This window comes from Hydrotalea sp. (assembly GCF_049968455.1).
In the GTDB taxonomy this organism is placed as follows: domain Bacteria; phylum Bacteroidota; class Bacteroidia; order Chitinophagales; family Chitinophagaceae; genus Hydrotalea.
The window spans coordinates 119,150-140,325 of sequence record NZ_JBMFQT010000002.1 but is presented as its reverse complement, the minus strand read 5'-3'; the positions used below and the strand labels follow the sequence as shown (position 1 = coordinate 140,325).

Below are 21,176 nucleotides of genomic sequence, written 5' to 3'. Positions count from 1 at the left end.
GCTTAATAAAGTGTTATCTTTGCGGCCGAAATTTAGAAATGTAGCATATTGCAACCATTATATTCGAAATTTTATATTTAATAACGCTAAATTTTTACAATGAAGTATTTGTTTTTTGTTGCAGCTTTTTGTAGTGTAAGTTTTTTCACGGCCCAAGCCCAAAATGATCCTGCAGCTAAAAAGGTTTTAAGCGAGGTAGGTGAAAAAGTTAAAGGCGCAAAGGGTATTACAGCCAAATTTACTTTAGAATCTATTACCAGTAAGGGTAAGCCTAATGGAACTAAAACTGGAACACTTGCAATGAAGGGCGATAAATACTTATTGAAACAAGGTAAAACAGTAATTATTTGTGATGGTACCAATGTTTATAACTACGATGGAAATAAAACTATTACCAAATCATCAGTAGAAGAAAGTAATGCTACCTTAAGTCCACAAAAATTATTATCCGGTTCATACGATAACGATTTTACTTATAAATTAATCCCTTCTAATGGTACTAATTATCAAGTAGAAATGTTTCCTAAAGATGAAAGAAAGAGTTTTCAAAAAGTTGATTTGTTCATAAATAAAGTAAAACATTTGGTTACAAAAGCAGTTATTTTAGATAAAAGCAATAATAAAACTGTGGTGTTAATCAGCAATATGAATACCAATGCCAACTTTCCTGAAGGAACATTTACTTTTAAACGTGCTAATTATCCTGCCGATGCAGAGTTGTTAGATTAACCTAATGCAATATTTTTAACATAATTGCCACCAATTACGGTGGCATTTTTGTTGCAGTTCAGTACCTTTATTCATTATGCGCTACCTATTTGTTTTATTCGTTTTCATTTTTTCTGTACGCTTTTGTAATGCTCAATATACCGTAAAACTGGTGGTAACATCTATTGCTACCAAACATAATGATGCAGTGTATGTAACGGGTAATTTTAATAATTGGAATCCAAAGGACGAACAATATAAGTTAAAGCCATTCGGTGGAAATAGGTTAGGCATAGTATTGAAAAACATGGCTCCAGGGAATTATGCTTTTAAATTTACGCGAGGTAGTTTTGATAAAGTTGAATGTTTGGCTGATGGGCGAGATATGAATGATAGAATTTTGCTAGTAACCAATGATATTGACACAACATTGACCATTGCCGGTTGGAAGGATGATTATCCTGAAAAACCTAAGCTTTATACTGCCAGCCTTCAGGTTTCAATTATTGATACAGCTTTTAATATGCCCCAATTACATGCTAAACGACGCGTATGGATTTATTTACCTAAAAATTATTTTCAAAGTACGCAAACCTATCCTGTATTATATATGCAGGATGGGCAAAATTTGTTTAATGAACAAACTGCATTTGCAGGTGAATGGGGAATAGATGAATGTTTAGATACCCTTTCGCAGAAATTAGGTAAATATTGCATTGTTGTAGGTATTGATAATGGGGGCAAAAATCGTTTAAGTGAATACAGCCCTTTTAATATACCAGCCGGAAAAGCAACACCTGATTCCGTAAAAGCTGAGGGGGATGTATATGTTAATTTTTTAATACAAACACTAAAGCCTTATATCGACAATCATTACAGAACCAAAAAAGGGCCTGATTATACTTATATTGCAGGAAGCAGCATGGGTGCTGTAATTAGTTATTATGCTGCCATTAAATATCCAAACGTATTTGGTGCTGCCGGTATTTTCTCACCTGCCTTTTGGTTGTATACACCACGTCAATTGCATTTCAATACGGCAAAAAACTTTAAACCTGTTTTTTATTTTTATGCTGGCGGTAAAGAAAGTACTGGTATGGTAAATGATATGGATGCAGTAATTAATTCTTTAAATACTTACCCCATTCATGTTATTCGTCGTTCTATATATCCTCCCGGTACACATAATGAAAAGTACTGGCGACAAGAATTTCCGGCTTTTTACAATTGGTTAATGCAGCTTTATTAAACCAAATAGGTTACGCCTTCAATAGCTAAATCAGTATTGGGAAAAATGGGTTGAGCTTCCTTTAAAAATTCTTCCAGTTGTTCATATTTACTGCTAAAATGTCCAATAATTAATTTGTTAACCTTTGCTTTTGCTGCAAAGTTAGCAGCCTGTTCAGTAGTAGAGTGATAACGTATTTGGGCTTTGTGTTCGCAGTTTTGTAAATAAGTAGTTTCATGATACAATAGGGATGCGCCCTCACAAACTATTGCATTTTCAGGTGCGTAACGCGTATCGGCGCAGTAGGCGTATGATTTAGCAGGTTTATTGGGATTGGTAAGTAATTCGTTGGCGATAACTGACCCCTCTTTGTTGGTATAATCTTCTCCTTTTTGTAATGCTTCATAATATGCTGCCGGTATGTGATAAGCAATAACAGCATCTTTATTAATTTTTCGAGGCATGCGTTTTTCCTTAATGACAAACCCCCAACAGGGTATTCTGTGTTCAACAGGAAAAAGCTTTACAGAAAATTTCGGCTCGTCTATTAAAATATTTTCAAAATCTTCTAAAGCGTGAAAATGAAGTTGAAAAGGCAAATCTGTGCTACCTGCTTTTAGTTGAAGTTGTATAATATTTTCTAATGCTGCCGGGGCATATAAATGCAAATCATTCTGCCTGCCTAACAGCCCCATACTTGTAATTAAACCGGGTAAACCAAAATAATGGTCGCCATGCAGATGGGATATTAAGATATGATTGATTTTGCTTCTTCGAATTTTATACTTAGCCAATTGGGTTTGGGTTCCTTCTCCACAATCTATTAAAATTAATTGGTCGCCAATGGTAACTATTTGCGCAGTTGGATGCCTGTCATAAGCAGGCAAAGCCGAATTATTGCCTAAAATAGTTACTCCAAACATAGTTAATTTTTATTCAATTTAATAAACAATTGTTTTGTACTATTAATGAAGTGTTAAAAATACTTACTACAAATTTAATTTATTTATCGTCCTCGGTATTAAATTCAAAATCATTTGAGTCCAGTAGTTCTCTTTCAATCTCTTCCATTTGAACAATATCCCAAGCTTCACTTTCAGTTGGGGTATAATTCAGCATTTCCAACAAATCTCCTTTTTCAAAAACATCCATTATTTTACCATTCATTTCACTAACAATAAAGGAAGCACTATTATCGTAAAAACTTTGTTGTAATTCAATAATCTTTTGCGCTATATTGCCGTCAATATCATGAACTTTATTTAATTTTAAAATGAGATTTTTGATTGACCCCTGAAGATATTGTTGACACATAGCAGCTAATTCATCAGCCATATTGTCATAAATAACAGGCTCTTCTGGCGTTAGAACGGTAAATTTTTCCTTGGTATCAATTTTGACTTTCATAAACAATATTTCTAAACATGTTGTGAATAAATTGAAGGCAACTTTGATCAAAAATATTCGTTATAATTGTATAAATCCAAAAGATTATGGATAATAATTTTTCAGCTCAGGTTAAAGAAATCATTTCTTTCAGTCGTGAAGAGGCTTTACGGTTGGGTAATGATTTTATTGGTACAGAGCACTTACTATTAGGCTTAATTAGAGATGGTGAAAATGTTGCAATAAAGGTTTTAAAGCATTTAAATGTTGACCTTTACGAATTACGTAAAGAAATTGAGTTGGCAGTAAAAGATAAAACCGGAAAAAATATTGCAAATATTAATAGTTTGCCCTTAACTAAGCAGGCCGAAAAAGTAATTCGTGTTACTGTGTTAGAAGCGAAGGCTTTAAAAAGCCCATTAGTAGAAACCGAACATTTGTTGTTAAGCATTTTAAAAAATAAAGAAAATATAGCCACACAAATTCTAAATCAATTTGATGTAGATTATGATATTTTCAAAAATGAATTAGGTATGGTAGGTACCAATTCTACGCCTCCACCCAAAAACGAATTTTCTGATGAGGGTGAAGACGATTTTGATGACGAAAAACAAAAAGCCTATCAACGTACTGCTAAACAAGGCAATGTTAAAAGTAAAACACCGGTACTCGATAATTTTGGTAGAGATATTACCAAATTGGCCGAAACCAATTCTTTAGACCCTATTGTTGGTAGGGAAGAAGAAATTGAAAGGGTTTCACAAATTCTTTCACGCAGAAAAAAGAATAATCCCATTTTAATTGGCGAACCCGGTGTTGGTAAAACAGCCATCGTAGAAGGATTGGCATTGCGTATTGTACAAAGAAAGGTAAGCAGGGTGTTGTTTGATAAAAGAGTCGTATCGCTCGATTTAGCTGCTTTGGTTGCCGGAACAAAATATCGTGGACAATTTGAAGAACGCATGAAAGCCATCATGAATGAATTGGAAAAGAACCGGGATGTTATTTTATTCATTGATGAAATTCATACCATTGTTGGCGCAGGAGGTGCCAGTGGTTCATTAGATGCATCAAATATTTTTAAACCCGCATTAGCTCGTGGTGAATTGCAATGCATAGGTGCTTCTACTTTAGATGAGTATCGCCAATATATTGAAAAGGATGGTGCCTTAGATCGTCGTTTCCAAAAAGTTTTAGTTGAACCCCCTAGCGTAGACGATACTATTATGATTTTGAATAACATTAAAAGCAAATATGAAGATTTCCATAATGTTATTTACGATCAGGAAGCCATTGACTCCTGTGTAAAATTAAGCGACCGCTACATGACTGATCGTTTATTGCCAGATAAAGCAATTGATGTTTTGGACGAAGTAGGTGCTCGTGTACACTTAAAAAATATTAATGTTCCTCAAGAAATAGTTGATTTAGAAAAACAAATTGAGGAAGTTAAAAACGAAAAGAACAAAGTAGTAAAAAGCCAGCGTTTTGAAGAAGCTGCTGCATTACGCGATAAAGAAAAACGTTTGGGTGAAGAATTGGAAAAAGCTAAGTTGGCTTGGGAAGAAGAAAGTAAAAACAAACGTTATCCCATTGGCGAAGAGGATATAGCCGAAGTAGTTAGTATGATGACAGGTATACCGGTTAAACGAATGGTACAGGCAGAAACAGAAAAACTTCGCCGCATGGCTGAAGATATGAAAGGCATGGTAATTGGTCAGGATGAAGCAATTGCTAAAGTTGTAAAAGCCATTCAGCGGAATAGGGTAGGTTTAAAAGATCCTAAAAAGCCCATTGGTACTTTCATCTTCTTAGGTCCTACCGGTGTAGGTAAAACTGAATTAGCCCGTTCGTTAGCTCGTTATATGTTCGACTCAGAAGATGCATTAATACGCATTGATATGAGTGAATATATGGAAAAATTCACCGTTAGTCGTTTAATTGGTGCTCCTCCGGGCTATGTTGGTTATGAAGAGGGCGGCCAATTAACTGAAAAAGTGCGTCGCAAACCCTATAGCGTTATTTTGTTAGATGAAATTGAAAAAGCGCATCCTGACATTTATAATATTTTATTACAAGTATTAGATGATGGTCAGTTGACTGATGGATTAGGTCGTAAAATTGATTTTAAAAATACTTTGATTATTATGACTTCCAACATTGGGGTACGCCAATTAAAAGATTTTGGTAGTGGCGTTGGTTTTGCAACAGCTGCACGTATTCAAAATGAAGAAGAAAATAACAAAGCCGTTATTGAAAAGGCACTGAAACGTACCTTCTCTCCTGAATTTTTAAATCGTATTGATGATGTTGTAATATTCAATGCATTATCCAAAGAAAACATTTTCAGCATTATTGATATTTTGATGAAAGGTGTAATGAAACGTTTGGTGAATTTAGGTTTCACCCTTGAATTAACGGACGAAGCTAAAGAATTTATTGCCGACAAAGGTTACGATGTACAATATGGTGCTAGGCCTTTGCACAGAGCTATTCAAAAATATTTGGAAGATCCGTTGGCTGAGGAAATATTAAACATGAATGTAAAAGCCGGTGATGTTTTGATTGCTTCATTAGACAAAGACAAAACAAAAATTGTTTTTGAATTGAAAAGAGCTGCTGAGCAGCAAAGTGCTAAAGCTTAAGTTTATATTTTTTAAATTATATAAACCTGCAGTTTGTTTCTGCAGGTTTTTTTATTGTAAAAATGCGTTCATGGCATCTGTGGGTTTGCCTGTAACATTAAACGCACCTAAACCGTAGCCTTGCCAATTATTGTAACACTCTGGTTCCCAATAAAATACACCTATGCCATTATGATTGGGTATGCCTCGTACTTTCTGAATTAAATCAGTTAAAAACTGTTTGCAAATAGCAGGTTGATTCACAGGCATTCCGGCTTCACATATCATTACAGAACAATTATAACGATTAATCATATCGTTCATATTTGACAGGCATTGGGTATTGTATGAATGCCAATTGGTGCTGTCAGGATAAAGCGACATGCCAATTATATCCCACTGGGCGCCATTGTTTTTTAAACCATCAAAAAGCCAACGAAATAAATTATTATTGTATCCATTAGATACATGTACAATTACTTGAATGTTTTGGTTGAAGTTTTTTACAGCTTTATAACCGGCTTCGATTAATGTTGCAAATTGATTCATATTGCTTGAAGCACGCCCATCTTCCCATAACATGCCATTATCAACCTCATTACCAATTTGTACCCATTTTGGAACAATATTTTTTTGTTGCAATGCTTGCAAAACTTGTGTAGTATAGGTGCTAAGTGTATTCACTAAAGCCGGAAATGCTAAGTTTAACCATGCAGCCGGTTTGGTTTGTTTGCCGGGATCAGCCCATGTGTCACTATAATGAAAGTCTAATAAAATATCCATGCCGGCTTGTTTTGCACGTGTAGCTTTTGCTATAACATCATTTAAGTTGCACCACCCGTTTGAAGGGTTTACCCAAATGCGTAACCGTATGGCATTAATACCTTTTTGTTTCAGTAACGTAAATAAATCAGTTTTTATGCCCAATGAGTCATAATAGTACCAACCTGCTGCTTCCATTTCTGTAACCCAGCTTACATCAGCTCCTTTGTAAAATTTGGTAGTGTCGCCGGTTGTTACATTGTTGGATGAATTGGGTTTGCTACATCCAATAGTACCATATAAAATTCCCAATAGCAATACTATTTTAAACTTAAACATAATTGTATACTTGTTTAGCTGCCCCATCTAAAGGTTGAAATATTAATGCCAGCAATATCTAAAGCCCTATCCACTACCGATGCTGCTACATCTTCAATCGTCTTGGGTTGGTGGTAAAATGAAGGCGTAGCAGGTAAAATAATTCCGCCTGCCAAGGTAATGGTCTCCATATTTTTAATATGGATTAGATTGTAAGGCGTATCGCGAATCATTAAAATTAATTTCCGCCTTTCTTTTAGTATAACGTCAGCGGCTCTTGTAACTAAATCGTCACTAATGCCTGTAGCAATTCTTCCCATTGTACCCATACTACAAGGTACAACAAACATTGTGTTGTATTGGGCAGACCCTGAAGCAAACGGTGCGGAAAAATCGTTTTTGGTATAATATTGAAAGGGATAATTTGAATAGTTGTTATTACCCACTTCTGTTTCCCAAACTAATTGAGCGTTTTTGCTCATAACTATTCCAACATTGGCTATTTGTTCTTTCAATGCAACAAGCCTATCTAACAGCAGTTTAGCATAAATGGCTCCACTAGCCCCTGAAATGGCTACAATAATTTTATGTTGCATACTTTTAGTTTGCTTATATAACAAAAGTAAGTGTTAAAAGTTAATACAACCTGTATGTAAAAAAGTAAGAACTTTTTATTGCATAATATTTATGCCGTTTTCATAGCCTTCATCAATCAGTAAATTATTGCCATCGGCAGCAGTTGTAGCAAGTTCATCGCAGCGGTTATTCCACTCATTTTCTGCATGCCCTTTCACCCATTTAAATTTTACGGTATGTTGTTTGGATAGTTGGTAATATTTTAACCAAAGGTCTTTATTCTTTTTGCCTCCTTTAAAGTCGGTTTTAATCCAATTATCTAACCATTTTTTTTCAACACTATTCACCACATATTGGCTATCGGTATAAATAGTAACCGGTAAATTCTTTTTTGTTAATGATTGTAATGCAACAATTACTGCCATTAATTCCATACGGTTATTGGTAGTTAAACGATAACCGGCTGATAATTCTTTTTTATGTGGCCCCCAAAACATAACAATACCATATCCGCCGGGTCCGGGATTACCCCTTGCTGCGCCATCAGTAAAGATAACAAGAGAAGGTTGTTGTTTTTGCATGCGGTAAACATACTAATAATTGTTTTGTGGCACACAATAATTAACCTCAATCAATCTATAATTTTTTTATTCTGCCAAATAATATTCTCCTTTCATGTATAAAGTTGCTTTGCCGGAAATATGTACTCTTTCATGGTGCATTTCGCAAAGTAAGGTGCCGCCTCTTTTGGATATTTGTTTGGCTGTTAGTTGTTGCTTGTTTAATACTTTACTCCAAAAAGGAATTAAAGTAGCATGTGCCGAACCGGTAACAGGATCTTCACCGATCACTGAATTGGGTACAAAAAACCTAGACACAAAATTGGTTTCATTACCTTCAGCAGTAACAATTATGCCTAAAGTATTTAGTTGGTTTAGTTCTACAAAGTTGGGTATTAATTGTTGAATTGTTGATTCATTCGGGTAAACCAATAAATAATCTCTCGATTTCCATACACTTTGTGGCGCAATGTTAAATCCTTTTAATAAATGATGGGGAATGTTATGTACTTGCTCGGGCATTCTTGAAGGGAAGTTCATTACTAACCAATCGTCTTTTTTCTCAACAATTAATAAACCACTTTTACTTTTAAATTGAATGCGATGTTTGGCTAATTTCAAAATATTAAAAATAACAAATGCAGTTGCTAAAGTTGGATGCCCTGCCAAATCAATTTCAACCTCAGGTGTGAACCACCTGATTTCAAATTCATCATTGTGTTGTACAAAAAATGCAGTTTCCGATAAATTGTTTTCCATGGCTAATTGTTGCATCACCTCAGTGGGAAGCCATGATTTAAGCGGACAAACTGCCGCAGGATTGCCGCCAAATAAATGGTCAGTGAATGCATCAACCTGATAAATGGGATATGATTTCATGTTTTTATGCATTTATAAATTAAACCTGGAAAACGCCTGTTTTAAATTCCGGGATATCGGCATTTTCATTAGCTGCAGTAATGCCATTTGCAATATATTTTCTGGTTAATACTGGATCAATGATTTCGTCAACCCATAACCGTGCAGCAGCATAATATGCAGTTGTTTGTGCATTATATTTTTCTTTTAATGAATTTAATAACTTGTTTTCTTCTTCGCTTGAAATTGTTTTGCCCTGTGCTTTTAAATTGGCTACTTGAATTTGTAGCATGGTTTTGGCTGCTTGTTCACCACCCATTACAGCGATTTTTGCGCTTGGCCAAGCATAAATAAAACGAGGATCATAAGCTTTGCCACACATGGCATAATTTCCAGCTCCAAAGCTATTACCTATAATAATGGTAATTTTTGGAACAACTGAATTGGCAACTGCATTAACTAATTTAGCGCCATCTTTAATAATACCACTATGTTCACTTCGACTACCTACCATAAATCCGGTTACATCTTGTAAAAAAACAAGTGGTATTTTTTTCTGATTGCAGTTCATTATAAATCGCGCTGCTTTATCGGCGCTGTCATTATAAATAACACCGCCCATTTGTAATTCGCCTTTTCTGTTTTTTGTTATTAACCTCTGATTGGCAACAATACCTACACTCCATCCTTCAATACGTGCATACCCACAGATGATGGATTTTCCATAATCGTTTTTAAAGGGTTCGAATGAGCTGCCGGTACCGTTTTCATTCGCATCAACAATGCGTTCTATTATTTCATGCATATCATATGGTTTGGCATTATCAACCGACATAATGCCATAAATTTCTTCCGGATTTTTAAAAGGGGCATGGGATTTAATTTTATTAAAGCCGGCTTTGGGTGAACCTCCTAATTGTTGAATGATTTTTTTTATGTGATTCAAACATTCCTGTTCAGTTTTGAATCGGTAATCGGCAATGCCACTAATTTCGGTATGTGTAATAGCCCCACCCAAAGTTTCATTGTCAATAACTTCACCTATAGCTGCTTTAACCAAATACGAACCGGCTAAGAAAATGGAGCCATTTCCTTCAACCATTAATGTTTCATCGCTCATTATGGGTAAATAGGCACCGCCGGCAACACAAGCACCCATTACGGCAGCTATTTGTGTAATGCCCATTGCGCTCATTTTTGCATTATTTCTAAAAATGCGACCAAAATGTTCTTTGTCAGGAAATATTTCGTCTTGTAATGGAAGATAAACACCGGCACTATCAACCAAATAAATAATCGGTAATTTATTTTCCATTGCAATTTCCTGTAATCGTAAATTTTTTTTTCCGGTAATTGGAAACCAGGCACCTGCTTTTACGGTTTGATCATTTGCAACGATAACGCATTGACGACCTTTAATAATTCCTATTCCTCCAACGGTTCCACCTGCCGGGCAGCCGCCTTCTTCTGCATACATTTCATATCCTGCAAATGTCCCCAACTCTATAAATTCTGTATGCTCATCAATTAAATAGGCTATTCTTTCGCGAGGGGTAAGTTTATTTTTTTGGTGTTGTTTTTCAATGGCCGATTTTCCGCCACCATTTTTTATTTTTTCTTTCTCTTTTTTAACTGCGCTATTCAATAGCTTCATCCAGTCTTCATTCTTATTAAATTCTAAATCAGTCATACGAACAAGTGTTAGTATAACAAAATTAGGGAAATGTGGTGGATGGACAATTTTGTTTATTCTTTACAAATATTATTGCCGTTATTGATGTATGTTTTATCGTTATTACAAATTTTGAACCACCGAAAGTTTGCCTGGTTACTAGTTGTTTGTTTTAATGAAGTGGCATATAAAGCATAAACACAACCTACAAAACCGCCTGCTACTTGTGTGCTTAATGGCTTAGCATCAACTCCTTGCTGTAATAATTGCCAATGATTGGGTTGAAGGGAATAATAAAAATCATAGGTAGCACCATTGGCATTAATTTTAAGCTGTAATGAATGATTCAATGGTATTTTTCTTTCGGTAATTAGTTGCATATTATTATTAAGGCTACTTGTATCGCCTCGATATAGTTGAATAACGGGTTCTTTATTTTTATTTACAGATTGACAGAGATAATAAAAAGCATGTTCATTTTGAAAAACAATTAAACCCGCTTTTTCATTAGAGTTTGTTGGGGTAAAATTTAATTGCGTTGACGCATATCCATACAAATGTGTTTGCCGCCAACCTAAAAAAGAAGGATTAACGGGTTCACTGCAGGTAATGGGTTGCAGTTGCATGCTAATGCCTTTATTTGAAATTTGAAACCATTGATGTTTGGGTGTTCGTAAATATTGCCTTTAGAGGCAGTGTAATTGTAAGTTCAGTATGAAAATGCACCGGCGAATGCGCCTATATATGCTTTGAAAGCATTTAAAAAAGTGGCAATACCTGCTCAAGGTGCTTCAACTGTTTATTTTACAATTACGCCCGATATGTTCCAATTGGTGAATGATAAAGGTGAAACTTATTTACGTAAAGGGAAAATCAATATTTATTTTGGGAGATCATTACCTGATAAAAGGCATATTGAACTAGGTGCATCGAAACCCACAATGATTACTGTTGTGTTAAACTAATTCTAACATATAAACTAACTGCATTGCCCTATGATTATTTATACAAATAGTACTTGACTATATAATTACGACATGGGTTAAAAATCTTTCACAAAAAAATTATAAATATAAAATAAGATGTTTGACATTTCACTCTCATACATTAAGATATTTAACGGTTTATTATTCCAATGTTTAAATTATAGCGCTATTTTTTTTAATTTGCTTATTTAGTTGTTTAGTTATTGCCGGTGATTCTTCACCGGCAAATTTTATAACATGAAATTATATGTACCATGAATGAAAAATATTTAATGCAGCAAACCATGCGCTGGTTTGGTCCCAATGATCTGGTTAGTTTGATGGATATAAAACAAGCCGGATGTAGTGGTGTGGTAACTGCATTGCACCAAATATCGGTTGGTGATGTGTGGAGTGTAGATGCTATTACTGAACGAAAGAAAATGATAGAAGCTGTTGGCTTGCATTGGAAAGTTGTGGAAAGTTTACCCGTTCATGAAGACATAAAAAAACAAAAAGGAAACTTTCATCAATACATTGAAAACTATAAAACCTGTTTAAAAAATTTGGCTGTTTGTGGTTTGGAAGTAATTACCTATAATTTCATGCCCATTTTAGATTGGATGCGTACCAATGTTAATTATCCAATGCCAGATGGTAGCAAAGCCTTGTATTTTAACAGAAAAGCATTTATGGCTTTTGATTTATATATGTTAAAACGGCCTGCTGCTAATGTTGAATACAGTGCAGAGGAAAAGGCAAAATCATGGGAATATTATCAATCCATGACAGAGGAAGAGAGAGAAATTCTATATAACAATACATTATTGGGGTTGCCGGGAAGTGAAGTTAGTTTTACGCCTGATGAAATTTTACAGGCATTAAACGAGTATAGAGCAATTGATGCAGAACAATTACAACAAAATTTATTTTATTTTTTACAACAAGTGGTACCAGTGGCAGAATCGCTTGGCTTAAAAATGGCCATTCATCCAGATGATCCGCCTTACACATTGTTGGGATTACCTCGTATTGTAAGTACCGAAGAAGATTTAGCTGCCATTATTCAAGCAGCACCTTCGCCGGTAAATGGATTATGTTTTTGTACAGGATCTTTAGGTGTACGTCCCGGTAACGATTTGGTAGCCATGTTAAAACGATTTGCCAATCATGTTCATTTTTTGCATTTACGCAGCACAAAGCGTGATGCCGATGGTAATTTTTATGAAGCCAATCATTTAGAAGGCGATATAAATATGTATGAGGTTGTAAAAACAATTTGGCAAATCATGCAACACAGGAAAGTATGTATTCCTATGCGCCCTGATCATGGCCACCAAATGTTAGATGACTTGCATAAAAAAACTTATCCAGGTTATTCAGCTATTGGCCGATTAAGGGGCTTAGCAGAATTGCGAGGATTAGAATTAGCAATTTCTAAAATGTAAACTTATACTATTTTAAAATCATTGGTTTTAGGAATGGTTAGAAACATTTCTTGAAACGATGAAGGAGGGGCTACTAATTTTCGTATTTCAGTATTCATCCATGCACCATCTATATTTATAATTGCATGTATGATTCCATTGCTGTTTTGTAATTCATGCTGTAGGCTCCATCTATCGCCACTAGCGGTTATACTGCGCATTTTAATGGAGATTTTTACAATATCATTATAATGAATTTCTTTTTTGAAAATAGCTTCTTCTCTTAATAAGATAACTCCAATACGATGTTGCATTAATAAAGAAAGACTAATGCCTGCATAAGTAAGAAAATTCATTCTTGCGTAAGCACCCCAATCATAATACACACTATGCCTTACGTGAAAATTCGGATCTAAATCGCTCCATCGAATAGTAACATTAGTATAAAAGCTTTCCATGGTTTTTGGTTTATATTAAAATTAACACAATGAATGCAATTTCAATAAAATTGAATGAATATTAAATTTAATGAATTTATGCTACGAACTACATCGTTATCGGGAACGTTTGCGTAAAAAAAGTATTGTTAATACTATGCTAATACGAAATATCTGTTTAGCATTGAAGTGCCAAATCTGCTATACGATTGCTGAGTAAGCATATTAATAATGCTTATTTATTTGTTACAAGGAAAAACAAATTGCTTTATGAAAAAACTTGCTGCACTAGTTTGTATGCTATTAACCCTATGTTTTAGTGTTTCGGCACAAACATCAGGTAAAATTATTAAAGGCCATGTTTCTGGAGAAAACAATGAACCTTTAGTCGGTGCTTCAGTAATGATTGCCGGCTCAAAAAAAGGAGTTCAAACGGATAAAAATGGTGACTTTACATTAGCTGTTCCGAATAATGAAAATAAGTACAGTTTAGTAATTAGTTATGTAGGATATACTTCACAAACCATTGAACCTAAAAGCAATGGTATGGTAAATGTAAAACTTAGCCGCACGAATGATGTGGGTAATGAAGTTGTAGTAATTGGTTACCAGTCAGTAAAACGAAAAGATTTATTAGCCTCCGTTTCCTCAGTAGGTGCAAAAGATTTAAAAGATATTCCTATTAATTCTGCTGCCGAGGCTTTGGCCGGAAGATTGGCAGGGGTTCAAATTACCAGTTCCGAGGGTTCACCTGATGCAAATATTACTATTCGGGTTCGTGGAGGCGGTTCTATTACGCAGGATAATTCACCTTTATATATTGTTGATGGTGTACAGGTTGAGAATGCATTGTCAACTTTGGCGCCACAAGATATTCAAAGCATTGATGTACTAAAAGATGCAGCCGCAACTGCTATTTATGGAGCTAGAGGTGCTAATGGTGTAGTTATTATCACCACTAAGGGAGGCAGACAGGGGAAACTGCGTATGACATATAATGGTTTTGTTGGCTTGGAAAAATTAGCCAAAGAATTACCCGTAATGAGCCCTTGGGAATTTATTCGTTGGAATTATGAGCGTTCCCGTAATAATACAACAGATAGTGCCACTTTTGCCAAAACATATGGAACTACTTGGGATACACTTTCTGTATATAAATCAATTCCTCCTGTTGATTGGCAAAAATTAGTATTGGGTAGAAATGGGATGTTGCAAACCAATAACGTAAGTGTGAATGGTGGCAATAGTAAAACTACATTCAATTTAAGCTATACTAACAATAGCGATATTACAACTGTATTAAATTCTAAATACTACCGTAATATTATTAATCTTCGAGTTGATCAACGTATTGGTAAAAAATTAAAGTGGGTGGTACCTTGCGTTATTTAAATCAAAATGTTTATGGTGCAGGAACTTCTTCTCCAAATGGATCAACATATAACCGCTTGCGTAACACTGTTAAATATCGCCCTTTCCTTTCTCCTAACATTAGTACTCCAGATGTAATTGATCTTAGTTTAGTGGACAATAGCACTGGTAATGGCTTGTTCTTAGTAAACCCTATTGCACTTTCTAATGCAGAATATAGAAAGAAAACAACAGATGGGTTTAATTTTTCTGGCTATGCTAGTTACCAAATAACTAAAAATTTAACCTTCCGTACTACGTTTGGTTATGATTATAACCATTACATTAATCGCCAATATAGCGATTCAATTAGCCCATTATCTATTATTCAAGGTGGTGCAAAACCTGTTGTTGAATTAGATACTATTAACCGTACCTCTATCAACAATTCAAACGTATTCACCTATTCATTAAAAAACATTAAAGGTAAACATGATATTGATTTTTTGTTGGGACAAGAAACTTATCAAGTTCGTACAGAATCAGAATATAATTTATTCAAAAGTATTCCTACATTTACTCCGATTAATAAAGCTTTCACAGATTTAAGTTTAGGAACAAGCTTTACAGGTTATCCTAAACAAATTATCACTAACTATACCTCATTGTCGTTTTTTGGGCGTATGAATTACGCTTACCAACAAAAATATTTATTCTCGGTTAACATGAGGGCAGATGCCTCTTCCAAATTTGCACCAGATATGCGTTGGGGCTATTTCCCGGCAGCATCGGCAGCATGGCGTGTTAAAAAAGAAAAATTCATGAAAACAGTGAAGTTTATTAGCGATATGAAACTGAGGGTTGGCTATGGTGCCGTGGGTAATAATCGTATTGCTGATTACTTATATTTAGATGCATTTAATAATAATGTGAGCTATTACGGTATAAACAATCAAACTGTTTATGGGTACACTTCTGCCAGCTTAGTAAATCCTTATTTAAAATGGGAAACCACTATAAACAGAAATTTAGGGTTAGACTTGTCGTTGTTTAATGACAGATTACAGTTTACAGTTGATTACTATTCTAACTCCACAAAAAATCTTTTATTGAATGTGCCCGTTGCCTCTACATATGGTTATGCAACACAATTGCAGAATGTTGGAAAAACTACCAATAAAGGTGTTGAATTTCAGATTAGCAGTATGATAATGCAAAAAAAGAATTTCACATGGAATGCCAACTTCAATCTTTCATTCAATCAAAATAGAGTAGTTGCTTTAGCAAAAGGACAAACTTCTTTCTTGCAAAGTGCAGGATGGGGTGTTTCTGGTCAACCATCTGATTACATCATTCAAGTGGCTGCACCTGTAGGGGCCATGTATGGATTTGTTACTGATGGTTTTTATAAAGTAAGCGACTTTGATTATAATGCTACTACACAAACCTACACTTTAAAGCAAGGTGTGGTAAATGATGCCAGCATCATTGGAAATCCGCAGCCGGGTAGTTTAAAATTAAAAGATTTAAATGGTGATGGTGTTGTTGATTTAGATCATGATAGAAAAATTTTAGGAACATCTCAGCCAAAATTTTTCGGAGGTCTTAATCAGCAGTTTAGTTACAAAAATTTCGATATGAGCATCTTTATCAATTTCGTTTATGGTAACAGTGTTTATAATGCCAATAAAATTGAATTTTCAAACGGATATATTCCTAATTCTAACTTGTTAGCCATTATGGATAATCGGTTTACGAATATTGATGCCAATGGTAATACCGTTAAAGATCCTACACAACTAGCTGCTTTAAATAGCAATGCTAAAATTTGGAGTCCCTTAACTAGTAGTGGTGCATTCTACTTACATTCTTGGGCTATTGAAGATGGATCATTTTTAAGAATAAACAATATAACCTTAGGTTATACTTTAGCCCCCAAAGCACTGCGTAAGCTTAAAATTAATAGATTAAGATTTTATACCACATTGAATAATGTAGCTATATTAACCAGATATTCTGGTTATGACCCGGAAGTGAGTGTTAGTCAGAATTTAACTACACCTGGTTTAGACTATTCCGCTTTTCCAAAAAACAAAACCTACATTTTTGGTGTAAACGTAATTTTTTAATGATTTGTAAAAATTAAAATTGCTTCAATTATGCAAATAAAATCATTCTATAACCGGGTTGTATTGGTCTCATTGATTATGACAACCATATTCTTGGGTTCATGTAAAAAGTTCTTAAATCAAATGCCCATTACTTCCTATGGAACCAATGTGGTGTTTAGTGATGTGCCCCATGCTTATCAGGCTTTAGCAGGTGTATACGCACAGCTTTCAGGCGATCAGGGTTATGGTATTCGTTTAAGTTTGTATTACACAGTTGATAATGATGAAACACAAGGTCCTACCGGAAATCCTGATAACGACCGTCGGGATATTGCCCGTTATCAAGCAACTCCGGGAAATGCTCAATTAAATAATCCTTTTCAACAATTATTCCGCGGTATTGAATTTGCCAATATTTGTATATACAATATTCCTACAATGTCTCAGTACAACAATGGAACAGATCAAGAGAAAAAGGAATTGCAAAGAATGTTGGGCGAAGCATTAACTTTAAGAGCACAATTTTATTTTGAAGCTATTCGTAATTGGGGCGATTTACCTGCTGATTTTCAACCTGCTTCACAAATTGCCGGTGCAAATCCTTTCCCTACTCGTGTAAATAGAGATTCTCTGTATGATAGAATTATTTCTGATTTAAAAACTGCTGAAGATTTAGTTCCTTGGAGAAACGATTTAGCATCAATTGGTGACCCCATTGATGAAAGAATTACGAAAGGCACAGTTAAAGGCTTAAGAGCGAGAATTGCATTATTTAGGGGTGGGTACTCATTACGCAACACTTCAGGTGTAATGGAAAGAAGTGCTGATTATTTAAAGTACTACCAAATAGCACATGATGAATGCAATGATATTATTACCTCAGGTCAACATAACTTAAATCCAAGTTTCAAAAATTTATTTAAAAACTATGTTTGTGCTCGAGCTGTAAGTGACCCTGATGGCGAATTAATGTTTCAGGCTTCTGCAGTAGGTGCCAACGGTACTGCCGATAGTAAATTAGGGTATTATGATGGACCCACTGTTAATGGAAATGGCAATAAATCTATTAATATTCTTCCTACTTATTTTTACTTATTTGATTCTACTGATTTACGTCGCGATGTTACCTGTGCTCCTTATATTGTTAACGCTGATGGTATAACTAAAACAGGACAAACCATTACTGCTATTAATGATGGCAAATATCGCCGTGACTGGATTAGTAATCCTACCATCTCACCAACCGATAAAACTCAATACTTGGGTTTAAAATGGCAAATATTGCGATATTCCGATGTTTTGCTAATGTTTGCTGAAACTGAAAATGAATTAAATGGCCCTACTGCTGCTGCTTACAATGCAATCAATATGGTGCGTAGAAGGGGATATGGTCAACCCATTAATTCACCCAATGCAGCAGTTGATTTGCCAGCCGGCTTAAGCAAATCTGACTTTTTTAATGCTATTGTAAAAGAACGTTCTTTAGAGTTGGGTGGCGAAGGTGTTCGTAAGTTCGATTTAATTCGTTGGAATCTAATTAACACAGTTCTTACCAATACCAAAAATGCATTAACTGCCATGTCAAATTCATCAGGTATTTATGCTAATCTTCCTAAATCAATGTATTATTATAAAACGGCGAACGGTGATGATTATACTATTTGGGCAAACTCTTTGTATAAACCTGCCCCCTCTACTACTCCTGCCAATACAACAAAAATTACTTGGGTAAGTAGTGCTATTTCAACAACAGCATTGGCAAGGTTTGCAACCGGGTTCACTCCCAATAAAACAGAATTATTACCAATTCCCCAGCCGGCTCGTGATGCAAATTATAATTTAACCCAAAATCCGGGTTATTAAAATATGTTGTGGTTTCGTTAGTTGGATTATACCTTTTAAAGGCTGCTGTTCTCAGTAGCCTTTAAAATTTAAAAAAAAATTTTATGAAAATAAATTTAATTTTGTTTTTTACGCTTTTCATAAGCGTACATCTATCAGCACAAATCAATAAGATTGTTGTTGCACAAGATGGCAGTGGGAACTATACCACAATTCAGCAAGCATTGAATGCAATACCTTGTAATAATACAAAGCCGTTTATCGTTTTTGTAAAGAAGGGCATATATAAAGAGCGGCTGATATTAGATTCGGGAAAACAATTTGTATCGCTTGTAGGCGAAAACAAAAATGATGTAGTTGTTTCCTATAACAATCATAGTGGCTTGCATTTACCTAATGGTGATACTATTAATACCTGGACATCGGCCAGCTTTTTTATTTATGCTTCAAATTTTACTGCACAAAATATTCATTTCGAAAATAATGCAGGATTTTATGCCGGTCAAGCTGTAGCCCTTTATGTTTATGGCGACAAAGCTACATTTTACAACTGCGCTATAACCGGTTTTCAAGATGTATTATTTTGTAGCGGACCTAGTAGTAGACAATATTATCATAATTGTTACATTGAAGGAACTACCGATTTTATTTTTGGACCTGCAACTGCCGTGTTTGATAGTTGTACAATTTATAGTAAGAAAAATTCGCACGTTACTGCTGCATCTACACCTCGTGAAATTCCTTATGGATTTGTTTTTAGAAACTGCACATTGTTAGCAGATAGCAGTTTACATAATGTTTCATTGGGGCGACCTTGGCAGCCTTATGCTAGTGTAACATATATTCATTGTTACATGGATAAACATGTTATTCCGCAAGGTTGGAATAACTGGAAAAATCCTGCAAATGAAAAAACAGCAAGATTCGCAGAATTTAATAATTATGGTCCCGGTGCCAATCCACTCAATCGTTATACTTGGGTAAAACAATTATCTGCTTCCGATGCAGAAAATTATACATTGAAAGACATTTTTGGTAGTTGGGTGCCACAACCGATTAATCATTAAATGCTATGAAATTATTTTTGCTTTTTTTTCTGTGTGTTTATGGGTTCTGTGGAAGCTCTTGCATAAATTTCCGCCGGTAATATTTTCGACTCAAAATCAGTAATAGGTCGTTTGCTTTCAATCATTTTTATGAGCAGCTCTGCTGATATACGTCCCATTTCGAAAGCCGGTTGGCGAACTACCGATAAGGGCGGACAAAGTAAATCAGTAAAGTCTAAATTGCTAAAACCAATTAAAGCCAGTTGTTTTGGAATTTCAATATTGCTTGCTTTGCAATAGCGCATGCAGTTAGTAGTAAGTTTATCTGCTCCGGCAAAAATTGCATCGGGTTTAGGTTTTAGTTTCAATAAATAATTCAAAGCTTTTTCAACTTCTTCATAAATTAATCCCCCGTGTTGGCAATAGGCAACATAATTTTCGTTCAATTCAATATCATTATCTATTAATGCTTGACGATATCCGGATAACCTATCTTTACTAATGGATAATACAGGTGATCCACTTAACATAGCTATTTTTTTAAAGCCATTTTTTATTAAATGGGTGGTAGCATTGTATGCACCATCAAAACTATTTACCGTTACTTTAAATGTGTTTAAAGCTTCAATTACTCTGTCAAAACAAACAATAGGCAAATTTCTTTCGTATAATTCTGTAATATGGGTATAATCTTTGGTTTCTGCTGAAACGGAAATGATACATCCATCTACTGATCTACTTGATAAATATTGAATATTGGCAATTTCTCTTTCATAACTTTCTTTGCTCTGAGTTATAATAACATTATAGCCATGTAAATGCGCAACCGATTCAATTCCATTAATGGCTTGAGAAAAGAAGCTATTGGCAATTTCTGAAACAATTATGCCTATTGAACGACTGCGTTTTTCTTTTAAACTTAATGCAATGGGATTAGGACGGTAATTAATTTCCTTAGCATAATTTAATACAAGTTGTTTGGTTTCCTCACTAATTTCATAACTATCGCGTAGTGCACGGCTAACTGTGGAGGTTGATAAGCCCAACGCTTTAGCAATGTCTTTTATGGTAACTGCTTCAAATTTCATATTGGCTATTACAAACAGGTTTAAGGATTACAATACACAATTTAATCTTATTATAATCGGTCTGTTTCGAATTTAACGACTATAAAGAAACTCTTTTTTTACGACTTTTTGAAATGCAATCGGTGTGCAAATTTTTGTATGGGATGTTCGCCTAATTTCTTCAGTTTTTTGTTATCGATATCGGGAACGATTGCGTAAAAATAATTCTTCAAAACCTT

17 protein-coding genes and 2 pseudogenes are annotated in these 21,176 nt (G+C 34.8%); 9 read left to right on the top strand and 10 right to left on the bottom strand.

All coding sequences use genetic code 11. From position 1 onward, the window contains the following. Positions 1–99: 99 nt before the first annotated feature. Together ACP5P5_RS02160 and ACP5P5_RS02155 are read left to right on the top strand one after the other, a co-directional pair. On the top strand, positions 100–729 hold the full coding sequence (locus ACP5P5_RS02160) for a LolA family protein (protein WP_428284470.1): 630 nt from the start codon (positions 100–102) through the stop codon (positions 727–729). 76 nt (positions 730–805) lie between these two features. Then, the gene (locus ACP5P5_RS02155) at positions 806–1,957 is read left to right on the top strand and encodes an alpha/beta hydrolase (RefSeq protein ID WP_428284469.1); all 1,152 of its coding nucleotides are present in this window, start codon (positions 806–808) and stop codon (positions 1,955–1,957) included. Here the strand turns inward: ACP5P5_RS02155 and ACP5P5_RS02150 are convergent. Next, entirely contained in the window at positions 1,954–2,859 is a 906-nt protein-coding gene (locus ACP5P5_RS02150; RefSeq protein ID WP_428284468.1) for a ribonuclease Z, read from the bottom strand. The two genes, ACP5P5_RS02155 and ACP5P5_RS02150, sit on opposite strands and share 4 nt — an antisense overlap. A 79-nt stretch (positions 2,860–2,938) precedes the next feature. Further along, entirely contained in the window at positions 2,939–3,343 is a 405-nt protein-coding gene (locus ACP5P5_RS02145; protein WP_428284467.1) for an STAS domain-containing protein, read from the bottom strand. 86 nt (positions 3,344–3,429) lie between these two features. On the opposite strand from ACP5P5_RS02145, the gene ACP5P5_RS02140 reads away from it, so the two are divergent. Beyond that, a complete protein-coding gene (locus ACP5P5_RS02140) occupies positions 3,430–5,967 on the top strand; it encodes an ATP-dependent Clp protease ATP-binding subunit (RefSeq protein WP_428284466.1) in 2,538 nt (845 codons plus the stop codon). A gap of 51 nt (positions 5,968–6,018) precedes the next feature. Here the strand turns inward: ACP5P5_RS02140 and ACP5P5_RS02135 are convergent, their stop codons facing one another. The 6 genes and pseudogenes from ACP5P5_RS02135 to ACP5P5_RS02110 all read right to left on the bottom strand — a co-directional run. Further along, a complete protein-coding gene (locus tag ACP5P5_RS02135) occupies positions 6,019–7,047 on the bottom strand; it encodes a glycoside hydrolase family 53 protein (protein WP_428284465.1) in 1,029 nt (342 codons plus the stop codon). A gap of 14 nt (positions 7,048–7,061) precedes the next feature. Beyond that, positions 7,062–7,622, bottom strand: coding sequence for a UbiX family flavin prenyltransferase (locus ACP5P5_RS02130; protein ID WP_428284464.1), 561 nt, complete (start codon positions 7,620–7,622; stop codon positions 7,062–7,064). Between the two features lie 75 nt (positions 7,623–7,697). Continuing rightward, positions 7,698–8,183 carry a ribonuclease HI gene (gene rnhA, locus ACP5P5_RS02125; RefSeq protein ID WP_428284463.1) on the bottom strand — a complete coding sequence of 162 codons (486 nt, stop codon included), beginning with the start codon at positions 8,181–8,183 and terminating at the stop codon, positions 7,698–7,700. A 66-nt stretch (positions 8,184–8,249) separates the two neighbouring features. Then, positions 8,250–9,041 (bottom strand): PhzF family phenazine biosynthesis protein, encoded by a 792-nt coding sequence (locus tag ACP5P5_RS02120; protein WP_428284462.1) that lies wholly within the window; start codon positions 9,039–9,041, stop codon positions 8,250–8,252. A gap of 19 nt (positions 9,042–9,060) precedes the next feature. Next, positions 9,061–10,710 (bottom strand): acyl-CoA carboxylase subunit beta, encoded by a 1,650-nt coding sequence (locus ACP5P5_RS02115; protein WP_428284461.1) that lies wholly within the window; start codon positions 10,708–10,710, stop codon positions 9,061–9,063. A 56-nt stretch (positions 10,711–10,766) separates the two neighbouring features. Continuing rightward, positions 10,767–11,363: pseudogene (locus tag ACP5P5_RS02110) on the bottom strand (glycoside hydrolase family 43 protein); the annotation flags it as partial. 51 nt (positions 11,364–11,414) lie between these two features. Here ACP5P5_RS02110 and ACP5P5_RS02105 point away from each other — a divergent pair. Together ACP5P5_RS02105 and uxuA are read left to right on the top strand one after the other, a co-directional pair. Beyond that, positions 11,415–11,657 (top strand): annotated as a pseudogene (locus ACP5P5_RS02105) (fibronectin type III-like domain-contianing protein); the annotation flags it as partial. 275 nt (positions 11,658–11,932) lie between these two features. Beyond that, a complete protein-coding gene (gene uxuA, locus ACP5P5_RS02100) occupies positions 11,933–13,105 on the top strand; it encodes a mannonate dehydratase (RefSeq protein ID WP_428284460.1) in 1,173 nt (390 codons plus the stop codon). 2 nt (positions 13,106–13,107) lie between these two features. Here the strand turns inward: uxuA and ACP5P5_RS02095 are convergent, their stop codons facing one another. Beyond that, positions 13,108–13,542 carry an acyl-CoA thioesterase gene (locus ACP5P5_RS02095; RefSeq protein ID WP_428284459.1) on the bottom strand — a complete coding sequence of 145 codons (435 nt, stop codon included), beginning with the start codon at positions 13,540–13,542 and terminating at the stop codon, positions 13,108–13,110. A gap of 249 nt (positions 13,543–13,791) precedes the next feature. Here ACP5P5_RS02095 and ACP5P5_RS02090 point away from each other — a divergent pair, with 249 nt between their 5' ends. The 4 genes from ACP5P5_RS02090 (at position 13,792) to ACP5P5_RS02075 (ending at position 19,891) form a co-directional block, all read left to right on the top strand. Beyond that, positions 13,792–14,913, top strand: a complete 1,122-nt coding sequence (locus ACP5P5_RS02090; protein WP_428284458.1) for a TonB-dependent receptor plug domain-containing protein — start codon at positions 13,792–13,794, stop codon at positions 14,911–14,913. Beyond that, on the top strand, positions 14,889–17,000 hold the full coding sequence (locus ACP5P5_RS02085) for a SusC/RagA family TonB-linked outer membrane protein (RefSeq protein WP_428284457.1): 2,112 nt from the start codon (positions 14,889–14,891) through the stop codon (positions 16,998–17,000). The genes ACP5P5_RS02090 and ACP5P5_RS02085 overlap by 25 nt, the downstream gene beginning before the upstream one ends. A gap of 78 nt (positions 17,001–17,078) precedes the next feature. Next, the gene (locus ACP5P5_RS02080) at positions 17,079–18,845 is read left to right on the top strand and encodes a RagB/SusD family nutrient uptake outer membrane protein (RefSeq protein WP_428284456.1); all 1,767 of its coding nucleotides are present in this window, start codon (positions 17,079–17,081) and stop codon (positions 18,843–18,845) included. 83 nt (positions 18,846–18,928) lie between these two features. Next, positions 18,929–19,891 carry a pectinesterase family protein gene (locus ACP5P5_RS02075; protein WP_428284455.1) on the top strand — a complete coding sequence of 321 codons (963 nt, stop codon included), beginning with the start codon at positions 18,929–18,931 and terminating at the stop codon, positions 19,889–19,891. Between the two features lie 11 nt (positions 19,892–19,902). On the opposite strand, the gene ACP5P5_RS02070 is transcribed toward ACP5P5_RS02075, so the two are convergent. Next, positions 19,903–20,958: a LacI family DNA-binding transcriptional regulator gene (locus ACP5P5_RS02070; protein ID WP_428284454.1), complete on the bottom strand. Its 1,056-nt coding sequence runs from the start codon at positions 20,956–20,958 to the stop codon at positions 19,903–19,905. Positions 20,959–21,176: the final 218 nt, after the last annotated feature.

What these genes read in the sequence shown, in the direction of transcription:
- ACP5P5_RS02160 (WP_428284470.1), top strand. Translation starts at nt 100, where the DNA reads ATGAAGTATTTGTTTTTTGTTGCAGCTTTTTGTAGTGTAAGTTTTTTC.
- ACP5P5_RS02155 (WP_428284469.1), top strand. Translation starts at nt 806, where the DNA reads ATGCGCTACCTATTTGTTTTATTCGTTTTCATTTTTTCTGTACGCTTT.
- ACP5P5_RS02150 (WP_428284468.1), bottom strand. Translation starts at nt 2,859, where the DNA reads ATGTTTGGAGTAACTATTTTAGGCAATAATTCGGCTTTGCCTGCTTAT.
- ACP5P5_RS02145 (WP_428284467.1), bottom strand. Translation starts at nt 3,343, where the DNA reads ATGAAAGTCAAAATTGATACCAAGGAAAAATTTACCGTTCTAACGCCA.
- ACP5P5_RS02140 (WP_428284466.1), top strand. Translation starts at nt 3,430, where the DNA reads ATGGATAATAATTTTTCAGCTCAGGTTAAAGAAATCATTTCTTTCAGT.
- ACP5P5_RS02135 (WP_428284465.1), bottom strand. Translation starts at nt 7,047, where the DNA reads ATGTTTAAGTTTAAAATAGTATTGCTATTGGGAATTTTATATGGTACT.
- ACP5P5_RS02130 (WP_428284464.1), bottom strand. Translation starts at nt 7,622, where the DNA reads ATGCAACATAAAATTATTGTAGCCATTTCAGGGGCTAGTGGAGCCATT.
- rnhA (WP_428284463.1), bottom strand. Translation starts at nt 8,183, where the DNA reads ATGCAAAAACAACAACCTTCTCTTGTTATCTTTACTGATGGCGCAGCA.
- ACP5P5_RS02120 (WP_428284462.1), bottom strand. Translation starts at nt 9,041, where the DNA reads ATGAAATCATATCCCATTTATCAGGTTGATGCATTCACTGACCATTTA.
- ACP5P5_RS02115 (WP_428284461.1), bottom strand. Translation starts at nt 10,710, where the DNA reads ATGACTGATTTAGAATTTAATAAGAATGAAGACTGGATGAAGCTATTG.
- uxuA (WP_428284460.1), top strand. Translation starts at nt 11,933, where the DNA reads ATGAATGAAAAATATTTAATGCAGCAAACCATGCGCTGGTTTGGTCCC.
- ACP5P5_RS02095 (WP_428284459.1), bottom strand. Translation starts at nt 13,542, where the DNA reads ATGGAAAGCTTTTATACTAATGTTACTATTCGATGGAGCGATTTAGAT.
- ACP5P5_RS02090 (WP_428284458.1), top strand. Translation starts at nt 13,792, where the DNA reads ATGAAAAAACTTGCTGCACTAGTTTGTATGCTATTAACCCTATGTTTT.
- ACP5P5_RS02080 (WP_428284456.1), top strand. Translation starts at nt 17,079, where the DNA reads ATGACAACCATATTCTTGGGTTCATGTAAAAAGTTCTTAAATCAAATG.
- ACP5P5_RS02075 (WP_428284455.1), top strand. Translation starts at nt 18,929, where the DNA reads ATGAAAATAAATTTAATTTTGTTTTTTACGCTTTTCATAAGCGTACAT.
- ACP5P5_RS02070 (WP_428284454.1), bottom strand. Translation starts at nt 20,958, where the DNA reads ATGAAATTTGAAGCAGTTACCATAAAAGACATTGCTAAAGCGTTGGGC.